General features: G+C 55.7%; 12 protein-coding genes. 9 read left to right on the top strand and 3 right to left on the bottom strand.

Annotated features, from left to right (window positions below):
• Positions 1-5: 5 nt before the first annotated feature.
• Positions 6-1643 carry a peptide ABC transporter substrate-binding protein gene (locus BN1135_RS13850; RefSeq protein WP_042022033.1) on the bottom strand — a complete coding sequence of 546 codons (1638 nt, stop codon included), beginning with the start codon at positions 1641-1643 and terminating at the stop codon, positions 6-8.
• A 156-nt stretch (positions 1644-1799) separates the two neighbouring features.
• On the opposite strand from BN1135_RS13850, the gene BN1135_RS13845 reads away from it, so the two are divergent.
• Entirely contained in the window at positions 1800-2699 is a 900-nt protein-coding gene (locus BN1135_RS13845; protein WP_042022031.1) for a DMT family transporter, read from the top strand.
• A gap of 21 nt (positions 2700-2720) precedes the next feature.
• On the opposite strand, the gene rsuA is transcribed toward BN1135_RS13845, so the two are convergent.
• The gene (gene rsuA, locus BN1135_RS13840) at positions 2721-3413 is read right to left on the bottom strand and encodes a 16S rRNA pseudouridine(516) synthase RsuA (RefSeq protein WP_042022029.1); all 693 of its coding nucleotides are present in this window, start codon (positions 3411-3413) and stop codon (positions 2721-2723) included.
• Between the two features lie 167 nt (positions 3414-3580).
• Between rsuA and BN1135_RS13835 the strand changes: the two genes are divergently transcribed.
• From BN1135_RS13835 to flgL, 8 genes are all read left to right on the top strand, one after another.
• The gene (locus BN1135_RS13835; RefSeq protein ID WP_042022027.1) at positions 3581-4780 is read left to right on the top strand and encodes an HD-GYP domain-containing protein; all 1200 of its coding nucleotides are present in this window, start codon (positions 3581-3583) and stop codon (positions 4778-4780) included.
• A gap of 431 nt (positions 4781-5211) precedes the next feature.
• Positions 5212-5958, top strand: coding sequence for a flagellar basal-body rod protein FlgF (flgF, locus tag BN1135_RS13830; protein WP_042022025.1), 747 nt, complete (start codon positions 5212-5214; stop codon positions 5956-5958).
• Positions 5959-5973: 15 nt separating this feature from the next.
• The gene (gene flgG / locus BN1135_RS13825) at positions 5974-6762 is read left to right on the top strand and encodes a flagellar basal-body rod protein FlgG (RefSeq protein WP_042022024.1); all 789 of its coding nucleotides are present in this window, start codon (positions 5974-5976) and stop codon (positions 6760-6762) included.
• Positions 6763-6776: 14 nt separating this feature from the next.
• Positions 6777-7448, top strand: coding sequence for a flagellar basal body L-ring protein FlgH (flgH, locus tag BN1135_RS13820; RefSeq protein WP_042022022.1), 672 nt, complete (start codon positions 6777-6779; stop codon positions 7446-7448).
• Between the two features lie 8 nt (positions 7449-7456).
• Positions 7457-8554, top strand: coding sequence for a flagellar basal body P-ring protein FlgI (locus BN1135_RS13815; RefSeq protein WP_042022020.1), 1098 nt, complete (start codon positions 7457-7459; stop codon positions 8552-8554).
• 43 nt (positions 8555-8597) lie between these two features.
• Positions 8598-9659, top strand: a complete 1062-nt coding sequence (flgJ, locus tag BN1135_RS13810; RefSeq protein ID WP_042022504.1) for a flagellar assembly peptidoglycan hydrolase FlgJ — start codon at positions 8598-8600, stop codon at positions 9657-9659.
• Between the two features lie 3 nt (positions 9660-9662).
• The gene (locus tag BN1135_RS13805; protein ID WP_042022018.1) at positions 9663-11666 is read left to right on the top strand and encodes a FlgK family flagellar hook-associated protein; all 2004 of its coding nucleotides are present in this window, start codon (positions 9663-9665) and stop codon (positions 11664-11666) included.
• A 4-nt stretch (positions 11667-11670) separates the two neighbouring features.
• Positions 11671-12879, top strand: coding sequence for a flagellar hook-associated protein FlgL (gene flgL / locus BN1135_RS13800; RefSeq protein WP_042022015.1), 1209 nt, complete (start codon positions 11671-11673; stop codon positions 12877-12879).
• A gap of 30 nt (positions 12880-12909) precedes the next feature.
• On the opposite strand, the gene BN1135_RS13795 is transcribed toward flgL, so the two are convergent.
• Positions 12910-13409: IS1595 family transposase (locus BN1135_RS13795; protein ID WP_042022013.1), on the bottom strand; the 500-nt coding region annotated here is incomplete at its 5' end.

Raw genomic sequence — 13409 nt, 5'->3', positions numbered from 1 at the left:
GCTCCTCACTGCTGGCTGAAATAGAGATCCTTGGTGGCAATCGTCCCTCTCAAACTCTCGCTAGGCAGCCCACGTAGTGTGGGATCGACCAGCCTCATCTGATTGTAATGATACACGGGAAGGATCGGCACCTCCTCAAGCAGCAACTGCTCGGCATGTCGATAGAGTTCGACTCGGCTCGCGCTGTCCAGCGTGTTGCCAGCCTGCTCCAGCAACAGATCAAAATCGGCATTGCAGTAACCACTCTCGTTGCGCAGATCCTGGCAACGGAAACTCCCCAGCATGGCTGACGGCTCCACGTAATCGCCAAACAGGAAGCTTCTGGCGACCTGGAAGTCACCACTATCCTTGGCCATCTGATAACCCCCCCACTCCAGATGGTTGAGGGTGACCTGCACCCCCAGCTTCTGCCACATGGCCGCGATAGCCTGCGCCATCTTCTTGTGGGTCTCGGCGGTGTTGTAGGTAATGCTCAGTTTTAGCGGATTCGCACTGTTATACCCCGCCGCTGACAGCAGTGCTGCCGCTTTGGCCTGCCGGGTCGGCATATCCTCCAGGGCCACGGGCAGGACCACCCGCGGATAACCCGGCATCTCCGGCAACAGCGACCATGCCGCCAGCTCATCCTGCCCGCTCACCGAGCCAATAAGCTGCTGCCGATCAATCGCCATGGAGAGCGCCTGACGCACCCGCACATCCTGCAGTTCGGGGCGCTTCAGATTGAAGGCGTAGAGATAGGTACCAAACAGCGGCAAACCCCAAAGCCGCTCCGGGAATTCGCGCTTCATCTTCTGGTAATAGCCGAGCGATACCTTGTTGGTCAGCTGGATTTCGCCGGCCTCATAGCGCAGCCGTTCCGCATGCTGCGAGGCGATTGGCAGATAGGTGACCCGGGCAATCCGGGTATGGAGATCGTCCCAGTATTGGATATTACGCTCAGCTTCAAGCCGCTCATGAGGTACCCATTGTACTAACCGGTAAGCACCATTGCTCACCAGTTTGCCTGGCGCCGTCCACTGCTTGCCAAACTTGGCTATCGCCTTCTGGCTAACCGGCACGAAGGGGCGCTGGCTGATCAGCTGCAGGAAATAGGGGGAGGGTCGTTCCAGGGTGATTTTCAGGATCTGATCGCTTTGCGCTTCAATCCCCAGGTTGTCAAGTTCCAGTGCCCCCGCATAAATGGATTGGCCGTTGTTGATGCCAGTCGCCAGCAACAGCTCAGCGGAAGGGGAACCCATTGCCGGATCGAGCAGACGGCGCCAAGCATAGACAAAATCAGCGGCAACCAAAGGGTCGCCATTGGACCACTTCAGCTGGGGACGCAGGAAGAATCGCCACTCCAGTCCATCCTCACTCATCTCCCAGCGCTGCGCCTGCGCCGGAACGATATGCCCTTGCCCATCGTCGCTGACCAGTCCTTCAAACAGATCGACCAGTACCGCCTCCCCCGGGAAACCGGATCGCACCAGCGCAGGATCCAGCGACTCCGGCTCACCGCCATTACCCTTGATCAGGGTTTGCCGATCAGCAAGCAGAGGCTGCTGCTCGACTGTAGTTGCATGGGCCAAGGGCCCTGCCAACACGGCAAGCAATAGCGGGGAAAGCCAGCGTTGCGCCAGCTTGGGGAAGAAACCATACCTCATGATAAAACCTCGAATAAAACCACTGCAGGAGGGGAAGGCCGAGGGCGCGCCTGATGAATGCCTGATGCCGCTCTTGTTATCCCCGAAAACGCCCCGTATTGTATCGGGCTTGCCCGAGAGATGGAGTCTTTCGGGCTATTTTTTTCAGGAGTTTTTATGGGGTATGAGTGGCTGGCACTGGGTTCGGCCAGTTTATGGGCAGTTGCGGCGCTAATTTCGGTCAAACCGGCCCGTCATCTGGGGGCATTTGCCTACAGCCGCTGGCGTATGTTTCTGGTCAGCCTCATGCTCGGCAGCGTGAGTCTGCTCACTGGTGGCTGGCAAACACTCACTGCCAGTGCACTGCCCTTGCTTGCCATCTCGGGGCTGATCGGCATTTTTGTTGGCGATACGGCGCTGTTTGCCTGCATGAACCGGTTGGGGCCAAGACGCAGTGCCCTGCTCTTCTCCTGTCATGCGCTGTTTTCTGCCCTGCTCGGGCTCTGGCTGTTTAACGAAACACTCACTGGTTGGCGACTGTTGGGGGCCATGCTGGTGTTTGCCGGCGTAATGCTGGCGATCCTGTTTGGCAGACGCAGTAGCAGCAACGAGTGGGAGCAGATCCGGGGCAATCTGGCGCTGGGGATTGGTCTTGGCCTGACGGCGGCGCTTTGTCAGAGTCTGGGGGCCATTATCGCCAAACCGGTGATGATGAGTGGCGAGGTGGATGCGGTGAGTGCATCGGGTATCCGGATGGGCAGTGCCCTGCTGGCCCACTGCGTCCTGCGGCTGGGGCGCTTGCCGCTGGCCATGCCGCTCAAACCGGTCAATCGCCAGATCCTTGCCATGATTGCCACCAACGGTTTTCTGGCGATGGGGCTGGGTATGACCCTGATCCTGATGGCCTTGCGTAAGGGCGAGGTCGGCATGGTGGCCATTCTCTCCTCCTCCACTCCCGTGCTACTGCTGCCGCTGTTGTGGTGGCACTCGGGGGAGCGGCCATCCATTGCCGCTTGGGCTGGCGCCCTGATTGCCACCCTGGGCACCGCGCTGGTACTGGGTTTCAGCGGTCACTGAAACCCGATAAGGCACGCGCAATCAGAACAGCGCGATCTCCTCAGCAGTGAGTTCGCGATAGTCACCCGGCGCCAGCGCATCATCGAGCACCAGGCTACCAATTTGCTCACGATGCAGGCCCACCACCTTGTTGCCGATCGAGGCAAACATGCGCTTGACCTGATGGTACTTGCCTTCGTGGATGGTCAGTCTGGCCTCGCACTCATCGAGAATTTCAAGCTGGGCAGGACGAGTTTTGTCATCCTCATTGCGCAGGAATACACCTTCGGCAAACAGCTCGATGGCATCCGGGCTCACCGGGTCGGCCAGCCAGACGTGATAAGTCTTGGCACACTCGTGGCGCGGCGATGTGATGCGGTGGGACCATTTACCATCATCGGTCACCAGCACCAGACCCGTGGTGTCGAGATCGAGTCGCCCAACCACATGCAGTTTGCCCATCGCAGGCTCATCCATCAGGAAAAACACTGTCGGGTGATCAGGGTCTTCATTTGAACAGACGTAACCGACCGGTTTGTGCAGCATGAAATAGCGGTTGCGCTGCTCTAGCATCAAGGTGACACCGTCAAATTCGATCTGGCTCTGCTCATTGATATGAAAAGCGGGTTGCTTGACCACAATGCCATCCACCATGACCTCACCCTGACGGATCAGTTTGCCGGCAAGCGAGCGGGTCAAATCAGAACAATCGCAAAGAAATTTATCAAGCCGCATTCACAACCTCAGGTCCAACAAGTAAAGGGGCGTCATTATATCGGGCGGCGGCCACAACGCCACTGTTAAGGGGTTACCCATCATGACGATCTGGGCTTCCAATGTTACACTTCTCACTAATACCTCATCTGATCGATGCTCATAATAATAAACGCCAGGAAAAATCCATGAAGTCCCAAGCATCCTATCCCGTGATCCCCGTCAACCAGCTGAAACCCGGCATGTATGTTATTGCTATCGCCAGCCAGACCGGTGGAATGGAGATCGCCCAGATGGGAATGGTGACGAATGTGGCGCAAATTGCCAATCTGGTGCGACAGGGGGTGCTGACGGTGCGCATCGATCTGGCCCGCAGCAAACTGGGCAGTGCTGAGAGCGAAGCCGTTACCTCCCCCGACCTCAATGCCAATAGCGCTCAAGTGGGACGCAGGGCCAGTGCCAACAGCGAAGGGCGGGAGCTGAAGATCCGCCGTCTTTATCAGGAGGCACGCGAGCTACAGGGCAAATTCATTCGCCACCTCAAAGCGGGTGAACCCATCGACATCACCCCGCTGGCCGCTGTGGCCGAGGAGATGGTGGACACCATGTTCACCCATGGCGATGCCATGCTCTGTCTGGCTCGCATTCGCGCCAAGGATGCCTACCTGATGGAGCACTCCATGAACGTAGCCATTCTGCTCGCCAACTTCGGCCGCTATCTGGGGCTGGAGCGTAGTGTGCTCAAAGAGCTGACCCTGGGGGGCCTGCTGCACGACGTGGGCAAGATCATGACCCCGGACGAGGTGCTCAACAAACCGGGCAAACTGACCGATGAGGAGTTCGCCATCATGCGCCAGCATGTGGTGCATAGTTACGAGATCCTCAGCAATACTCCGGGCATCACCCCCACCATGCTGGAGGTGGCCGCCAACCATCACGAGCGGCTCGATGGCACCGGTTACCCACAGCGGCTCAAAGGCGATCAACTCTCCCTCTATACCCGCCTGAGCGGCATCGTCGATGTCTATGATGCCATCACCGCGGATCGGGTCTACAAGGCTGGCATGCAGCCAACCCAAGCCTTCCGCATCCTGCTCAAGGGGATCAATCAGCACTTCGATGCCGAACTGGTGACCAAGTTCATCAAGTGCATGGGGGTCTATCCGGTAGGAACGCTGGTGCAACTTTCCAACCAGCGATTGGCCATCGTAATGCAGCGCAACGAGCAGCAGCCGCTCAAACCTATGGTCAAGGTGATCTATCACGCTACCCAGCGCCACTACCTCGATGTGCAGTGGCTGGACTTGGCCAAGTCAGGTGTGCAGGAGAGCATCGAAAACACCGTCGATCCCAAAGAATTTGGCATCAGCCTCGCCAACTTCTTCTAGGGGCTGTCGTCCATTTCACTACCCTATCGGCCTCGTCAACGTAACTATGTACAGCTACATGACAACACCTGCACTCATTGCCACGATATCTCTGACCGAGTATGGGTCTTACTCGATTCTCATATATTGGGGAACAAGGCCGAGTGGCGCCTTTGATATAGGCATTAACTGATTTCTTCTGGCACGGCCTCTCTGACGAGACTTGCCATCTGCATCTGATTGTGGCTAGGCCGTGAAGGTAGAAGGGTTCAGGGCGCATCACCTCTGTTGCTTGAGCTGCTTGCAGGAATCAATCTGCAGGATACGCCACTCTTTCTATCCTTCCGTACATCAGAAATCCCCCTGCCCCCACTTATTACACTCCTCCACTCATCTGTTGGCATTCTAATTGCTTTCTTCCGGTCAGAGTCATCTGTTTGACGGAGAATGCCATGGATCACCTGCTTTATATCGCCATGTCCGGGGCCAAAGAGACCATGAACAGCTTGGCTGTTCGGGGTAACAACCTCGCCAATGCCAATACCACGGGTTTCAAGTCTGACTTTGAGCAGGCAAGAAGCATGCAGGCGTTTGGCGAGGGCTTGCCAACTCGTGTGTTCGCCATGGCGGAGCGTCCTGGTCAAAATCTGCAGCATGGCATGCTGATGACCACCGGACGGGATCTCGACGTGGCAGTTGATGGCCCGGGTTGGATTGCGGTGCAAGACCCCAAAGGGGGCGAAGCCTATACCCGCATGGGGAATTTGCAGGTCAATGCGACCGGCAATTTGCAAACGTCGACCGGGTTGAACCTGGTGGATGACGGTGGCCAACCTATCGTGCTGCCGATGCCGATGGAAAAACTCGAGATCAATCGTGACGGAACCATCAGTGGCCGCCCAGAAGGGGCTGCCGCCAACTTGCCGGAAGATTTTCAGCGGATAAAACTGGTCAATCCGGCTGCTGATGCCGTGGAGAAGGGACAGGATGGTCTGTTTCGCCGCAAGGATGGTCAAAATGAAGCCGCCTCAGCCAATGTTGGCTTGATTGCCGGCTCTCTTGAAGGGAGCAACGTCAATGTGGTGGACGAGATGACCAACCTGATCCGGTTGCAACGCCAGTTCGAAACCCAGGTCAAAATAATGAAGACGGCCGAAGAGAATGATGAAGCCCAAACCCAGCTGCTGCGTATCAGCTAATCAAGGAGTTACACCATGAATCCTGCACTCTGGATCAGCAAGACCGGGTTGGATGCACAGCAGACCAATATTTCGGTCACCTCCAACAACCTGGCGAACGCCAGCACCGTGGGCTTCAAAAAGTCGCGGGCCATCTTCGAAGATCTGCTTTATCAGAACATCAATCAGCCCGGTGGCCGTTCCTCTGCCGATACTGAACTTCCCTCCGGCTTGATGCTGGGAGCGGGAGCCAAGGTGGTAGCGACCCAAAAAAACCACAGTCAGGGCAACGTGCAAACCACCGACAATTCGCTGGATCTGATGATCAGTGGCCGCGGCTACTTTGAAATTCAGCTGCCCGATGGCAGCGCTGCTTATACCCGTAATGGCCAGTTTACCCTCAATGATGAAGGCACCATTGTCACCCCTGGTAATGGTTACCCTCTGCAGCCGGAAATCCAGATCCCGGAAAACGCCCAGAGTGTCACGGTGGGTGAAGATGGTCAGGTCTCGGTGCAGCTCAAAGGAGACGGCGCCTCACAGGTGGTGGGGCAGGTCAATATCTCCGACTTTGTCAACGCCAGCGGCTTGCAGCCGATGGGGGAGAACATGTTTGTCGAGACCCAATCCAGTGGAGCCGCGATTCAGGGGGTTGCCGGGGCGGATGGTCTGGGGGTGATCAAGCAGGGGATGCTGGAGACCTCCAACGTCAACGTGACCGAAGAGCTGGTGAACCTGATCCAGGCCCAGCGGGTGTACGAGATGAACTCCAAGGTTCTCTCGGCAGTGGATGGCATGATGTCCTTCCTGATCCAGCGTACCTAATTAGGAGGCGCATGATGAAAGCCGTATGGATGCTGGGATTGCTGGTGCTGGGAGGGTGTAGCAGTACCCCCAATACGCCCAGGCCGGATGATCCCGAATTCTCCCCGGTCTACGGGGAGTCGGATCCTGTCTCGGTGCGACCGACAGGGGCCATTTTTCAGCCGGATCAGGTCAATGGCATCTATTCGGATATCAAGGCGCACAAGGTAGGCGACATCATCACCATCGAACTGTCGGAATCGACCTCCGCCTCGAAAAAGGCCAATACCCAGAGTGGCAAGGACAACAAGTTCAATCTGGATCCAGTCAAGCTGGGCGGCGTGTCAGTAACCGCCAGCCCCTACGACCTCTCTGCCTCTATTGGTCAAAACAGCGCGTTCAAGGGCCAAGCCAAGGCGGATCAGAGCAACAGCCTGCAGGGTAATATTTCAGTCAGCGTGGCCAAGGTGCTGCCCAACGGCAATCTGGTCGTACGCGGTGAGAAGTGGATCATGCTCAACAATGGTAATGAGTACATCCGCATTACCGGCCTCATCCGTCCTGGCGATGTGACCTCGGATAACAGTGTCTCGTCACAGAAGGTGGCCAATGCCCGAATTTACTATGGTGGTACCGGCGATCTGGCCAATAGCCAGGAGCAAGGGTGGCTTACCAGCTTTTTCAATGGCCCCTGGTGGCCGCTCTAGGAGATGTTATGAAGTCACTCCGTCTCGTTACCCTGCTCTGCTGTCTGCTGCCCTTGGGGGCGGCAAACGCGGCCCGGATCAAGGACATCAGTTCGGTTGATGGGGTGCGCAACAACCAGCTGATTGGCTATGGTCTGGTGGTCGGTCTGCCCGGTACTGGCGAGAAGAACAACGCCTTTACCGAACAAACGTTCCGCACCATGCTCAATAACTTTGGCATCAAGGTACCGGACAACATCAAGCCCAAGATCAAGGATGTGGCACCGGTGGCGATTCATGCCGACTTGCCCCCCTTCTCCAAGCCGGGCCAGACCATTGATGTGACGGTTTCTGCCATCGGGGAAGCCAAGAGCCTGCGCGGCGGTACCTTGCTGCAAAGCTTTTTGAAGGGGCTTGATGGGCGGGTATATGCCGTGGCACAAGGCAGTCTGGTGGTCGGTGGTTTGGGGGCTGAAGGGGCTGACGGTTCCAAGGTGGTCGTCAATACGCCGACAGTTGGACGTATCGCCAATGGCGCGACTGTGGAGCGGGAGGTGCCCAACTCCTTCAGTCAGGGCGACACCATTACCTTCAACCTCAATCGTCCCGATTTTACCACTGCCCGTCGCTTGGCTGATGTGGTCAATGACCTGATCGGCCCCAACATGGCGCAGGCACTCGACGCCACCTCGATCAAGGTTTACGCACCGCGCGATCCGAGCCAGCGGGTGGCTTATCTGGCCACTATCGAGAATCTTGAAGTCGATCCGGCCAATGAAGCAGCCAAGATCATCGTCAACTCCCGTACCGGCACCATCGTGATCGGCAGTCAGGTCAAGCTCAAACCCGCGGCCATCAGCCATGGTGGGCTAACGGTGACCATCGCCGAAAACCAGCAGGTCTCCCAGCCAAATCCATTGGCGGGAGGAGAGACGACCGTCACCAACAACTCGACTATCAATGTGCAACAGGAGCCGGGGCGGATGTTCAAGTTTGATACCGGTGCGACCCTGGATGATCTGGTGCGGGCGGTGAATCAGGTCGGGGTGGCCCCCGGTGATTTGATGGCGATCCTTGAGGCGTTGCAACAGGCCGGCGCCATCGAAGGACAACTGGTCATATTGTAACAAGCGGCAAGTGATTGCCATGGGTGGCAATGAGGTAAGCAAAATGGCGGAGTTTGACACCAACAGCGGCATGAATCTCGGGATGGTGCAGGACATCAAGAACCTGGATCGTCTGCGCCAGATGAGCCAAAGCAAAGAGGGACAGGCCGAAGCCCTCCAGAGTGCGTCGCGTCAGTTCGAGTCAATCTTTACCCAGATGCTGTTTCAGGGCATGCGTCAGGCCAATGCGGTACTGACCCAGGACAACCCGATGAACAGCAGTTATACCCAGTTTTATGAAGGTATGCTGGATGAGCAACGGGTTGCCGACCTGTCCAGCAAGGGCGGATTGGGGTTGGCCCAGATGGTCGTCAAGCAATTCTCCCCGGAGGCGTTTACTCACCAGGATGGTCGGGTGCTAAAGATGCCGCAGCGCACCGAACGGGTCTATAAACCCTACGAACCACCCAAGGCCGCCGCAGATGAATTGATCACTGCGTCAAAAGTTGGCAAAGATTTTGCTGAGAAAGAGATGGCTGTGCCCCATGGGCTCGCCATGCCCAGTCGGCCACATCGCAGCGTACCGCCGATGGGACACCCCGCCAGCGAAGCGGGCACGGCCCCTGGCAGTGGTAGCAAAGAGTTTGATACCCCGGAAGAGTTCGTCAATCGCCTGATGCCGCTGGCCAAGAAAGCGGCCGACAAGTTGGGATTGAGCCCGGCGGTACTGGTCGCCCAAGCGGCATTAGAAAGTGGCTGGGGCAAACGAGTGATCAAGGATGGTGACGGCCAGATGACCCATAACCTGTTTGGCATCAAGGCAGATCCTCGCTGGGAAGGGCCCAAAGCAGTGGTCAGCACCCTGGAATATGAAGAGGGTGTCGCCTCCCGCCAGAAAGCGGCATTTCGCTCCTATGAGTCATTTGAAGAGAGCTTCAACGACTATGTGGACTTTCTCACCTCCGGTTCTCGTTACAAGGGGGCCCTGACGAAGGTGGATAGCCCGGATCGCTACTTCGAGGCGTTGCAACAAGCGGGTTATGCCACCGATCCGCAGTACGCCAGTAAACTGAAACAGGTATTGCGCAGTGATGCCATTGCCCAATACAACGAGATGGAGCTGTAAGGTATGGCAAGCGACCTGCTTGGAATTGGTACATCGGGCGTGTTGGCGCAACAGCGCCTGCTGCAGACCACCAGTAACAACATAGTGAACGTCAATAGCCAGGGCTATGTGCGCGAACGTACGCTGGTGTTTACCAATTCGATTGGTCTGGGCACCGGTGATCTCGTGACCGAGCGGGTAATTAACAATTACATGCAGGGTGAGGTGCGTCGTGACACCTCTGCCTACTACGGCTCCATGACTCACTATGACCAACTTGCCAGCGTTGACAGTTTGCTGGGGGATGCGAGTAACAGTGTCGGCGAGACGATCAGCTCCTATTTCAAGGCGTTTCACTCCGCCAATGAGTCACCTGCCGATATCGGTGGCCGCAAGGTCAGCATGACCGAGTTAAGCGGCATGGTTAACCGCTTTCATACCCTGTCCTCCCAGTTTGACAAACAAAGTGACACCATCAATACCCGCATCGAAGATGAAACCAAGCAGGTGAACAGCCTGCTCACCAGTATTAATGATTTGAATCAAGCCATTATCCGTACTCAAGGCTCGCCAGAAGAGAACCTGATGCTGTTTGATCAGCGTGATGAAGCGATCAAGCAGCTATCGGCAAAAATGGATATTCGCACTGTCGCCCAACCCAATGGCAGCATGCTGGTCAATATGACCACTGGCCACTCACTGATCCTCGATGGCGGCGTGGCACAGTTCAAGGTGGTAGCAGGGGATCCGGACTCCCGGGATCAGGAGCTGCAGCTGACCTTGGGGGACAACAAGGCATTGATTGACCATGATACCTTCGGCGGCGCCGTGGGCGGATTGTTTAAGGCCCGTACCGATCTGGAGCCGACCAAGCGTGAACTGGGGCAACTGGCGATCGCCATGGCCGATGCGCTGAACCAGCAAAATCGCCTCGGGATGGATCTGGATAACGAGATTGGCGGTGATATCTTCACCTTGCCAACCGGCAAAGGCTTACCTTACGGCAGCAATACAGGGTCAGTCGGAGCTAATGTCAGTTTTGTGCCAGGCAAGGGCACATCAGTGATGCCCCTTGATTATGAAGTCCATTTCAACAGCGCCACCGGTTATGAGGTGTTCTCGCTGGACAAGTCGGGCAATCGTACCTCTATCGCAACGGGGGCCACCCCACCGACAACCTTTGAGCTGGCGGGGCACGGTATTTCGATCGATCTGACCGGAGCTCCCGCAGCTGGAGATAAACTGTTACTGCAACCGACCAAGAGTGCAGCGGCGGGCCTTGGCCAGCTGATCACCCGGCCGGAAGATTTGGCCTTGGCGTCTCCGTTGAAAGCCCAAAAGGCCACCAATAACGTCGGTAGCGCCGACATCAAACTCGGTGGGGTATTCAATACCGGTGCCGGGTCGGGTTTTGGTGCCAATGCTCTGAGTCCAACGGCCCCTCAGGTGGTCAAGATAGACGCCAGTGGTAACTATCAGGTCTTCCAAGCCAATGGCACTACCTTGATCGGCACTGCGCCTGCGAGCAGCAAGGGGCAAAATTTGATGTCGACTATCGTTAACCCCTTCCCGGCAGGAACGGCTGTCTATGCAAACCCAACACAGATGCCAGGCTATGAGTTCAGTATTACCGGAACGGCTAAAGCTAGCGATAACTTCACGCTCAGTTACAACACCAACGGGTTCGCCGATAACAGCAATGGTTTGGCTCTGGCCGAGTTGCAGAACAAAGATCTGGTGCGCAAGAGCACCAATGGCGGTACTACCAACGACAAGATGACCTTTAACGAGGCCTATTCCGGATTGGTGATGGCGGTGGGTAACAATACCAGCCAAGCCAAAACACTGCTTAAGGCCAATGAATCCAAGCTTATTCAGAGCACGGGTATTTATGAAAGTGTCTCCGGAGTCAATCTGGAGGAGGAAGCGGCTAACCTTATTCGCTTCCAACAATCTTATGCTGCTTCGGCACAGGTGGTCAGTACGGCCAAAACCATTTTCGATACACTGCTCTCTTCCGTGAGGTAACGTCATGCGCATCACCACCAACATGATCTACGACCGGAATACATATTCCCTCAACAACGCCAATGAGCGGCTAAATACCGCCTATCAACAGTTGCAAACCGGCAATAAATTTCAAACTGCGGGCGAAGATCCTGCTGGTATGAGCCAGAAGATGGCATTGACCAAAGAGATCGATCTCTTCAAGCAATATGGGGTCAATGGCAGCTTGCTGGAGAACAGTTTGGGGCATGAAGAGACAGTATTGACTTCAATTAACAACGCCATGTTAAGTGCCCAAACCCTGATCCAGAAATCCAATAACGGCTCTATCAGCCTGGATGACCGCAAAGCCATCGCCAGTGAACTGGAAGGGCTACAAAAGCAGATGTTTGACTTGATGAATAGTAAAAACTCATCCGGTGAATTTATTTTTGGTGGTAATCAGAGTAAAACCCAGCCTTATGTAAAAGACACCAACGGCAATTACATCTATCAGGGTGATACTGGGCAGCGGAATATTCAGGTCTCCTCAACGGTGCAGATCGCCGCTAATGATTCCGGTCAGGATTTGTTTGAGATTGTAGCAACCAGACGCACAGCCAGCGCAGTCAGTGCCAATATCAAGGTTGGCATAGGGGATCAGGGCAATTTTGATAATTTTTATCAATCCAGTTATAACCCGGCACTGGCCAGCAATAGTTACACCGTATCGACGACCATAGGGCCACCGGACACGTATGACATCAAGGACAGCGGTGGTAATACCTTGCAGACGGGTGATTACAGCCCTGGCACCAAGATCCCGTTCAATGGCCTGGAGTTAACCCTTGACCAGCCTGCGGGTGGTGCAGTGCAACAGTTTGACCTTAATCCGCCCAAGAATGACAACGTGCTAAACGGAATGTCCGATTTCATGACTGCCTTGCTTGATCCAAATATTTCAGCAGAGAACTTTGCGAGCCGCGTGGCCGATGCAACAGTTCATATGAAAAATTCCCGTTTGAATATAGATCATGGCCTGGGGGAGTTGGGGGGGCGGATGAATAGTCTCGAGCAGGTCATGAATTCTAATGAGGGATTAAGTACCCTTAATACCGGTGCACGAGCGAAAGTGTCGGAAGCAGACCTCTATGAGGTTATTTCGACACTGTCAAAAGAGGATGCGGCACTGAGTGCTTCGCAACTCTCTTTCAGCAAAATAAGTCGCTTGACGCTATTTGACTATATCCGCTAATAAAAGGCCCTTTTGGGGCCTTTTATTTGGCTATGTCCCAATTACGTGTTGCATGGGGTGCCCCAGCGCCTCATGCAAACACGCTTTGATATTCACTCCTTTCCCGTAGCGCTCCAGCATCCTGCGCCAACCCAGATAATTCCTCAGGTAGTGCGTCGCCACGCCATGGAAGCGCTCCATCCACTCTTTCAACCGACGGTGATAGCCGTTTACATGTTGAATGTGGTATGCCCCCATGACCCGTTCACCTTGACGATTGCGCACCACCTTATGAGTCACTCCCTGCACTTTACTGAAACTGGCATACACGCCCGCGCCATCGCTACACAGCACAGCATCCGGTGACACCAGCGGCTTCAACACCGCGATGACAGTCTCGGCATTCATATGCTCCAGCTGAAAATCCGCATGATGGCCTGCGCGGTCCTGCACCACTATCACCGGGATGTAATCCGGCCCGGTACCACGGGTTCGGCCTTTCCCTCCACGACGCCGAGCCAGGCGAGGTAATCCCCGTTGCCCCTTGAACG

The organism is Aeromonas sobria (genome assembly GCF_000820145.1).
Taxonomy (GTDB): domain Bacteria; phylum Pseudomonadota; class Gammaproteobacteria; order Enterobacterales; family Aeromonadaceae; genus Aeromonas; species Aeromonas sobria.
This window is presented reverse-complemented; position numbering and strand designations above follow the sequence as displayed.

Bases quoted from the DNA above. Each gene is read 5' to 3' on its own strand.
- BN1135_RS13850 (WP_042022033.1), bottom strand. From the start codon at position 1,643: ATGAGGTATGGTTTCTTCCCCAAGCTGGCGCAACGCTGGCTTTCCCCG.
- BN1135_RS13845 (WP_042022031.1), top strand. From the start codon at position 1,800: ATGGGGTATGAGTGGCTGGCACTGGGTTCGGCCAGTTTATGGGCAGTT.
- rsuA (WP_042022029.1), bottom strand. From the start codon at position 3,413: ATGCGGCTTGATAAATTTCTTTGCGATTGTTCTGATTTGACCCGCTCG.
- BN1135_RS13835 (WP_042022027.1), top strand. From the start codon at position 3,581: ATGAAGTCCCAAGCATCCTATCCCGTGATCCCCGTCAACCAGCTGAAA.
- flgF (WP_042022025.1), top strand. From the start codon at position 5,212: ATGGATCACCTGCTTTATATCGCCATGTCCGGGGCCAAAGAGACCATG.
- flgG (WP_042022024.1), top strand. From the start codon at position 5,974: ATGAATCCTGCACTCTGGATCAGCAAGACCGGGTTGGATGCACAGCAG.
- flgH (WP_042022022.1), top strand. From the start codon at position 6,777: ATGAAAGCCGTATGGATGCTGGGATTGCTGGTGCTGGGAGGGTGTAGC.
- BN1135_RS13815 (WP_042022020.1), top strand. From the start codon at position 7,457: ATGAAGTCACTCCGTCTCGTTACCCTGCTCTGCTGTCTGCTGCCCTTG.
- flgJ (WP_042022504.1), top strand. From the start codon at position 8,598: ATGGCGGAGTTTGACACCAACAGCGGCATGAATCTCGGGATGGTGCAG.
- BN1135_RS13805 (WP_042022018.1), top strand. From the start codon at position 9,663: ATGGCAAGCGACCTGCTTGGAATTGGTACATCGGGCGTGTTGGCGCAA.
- flgL (WP_042022015.1), top strand. From the start codon at position 11,671: ATGCGCATCACCACCAACATGATCTACGACCGGAATACATATTCCCTC.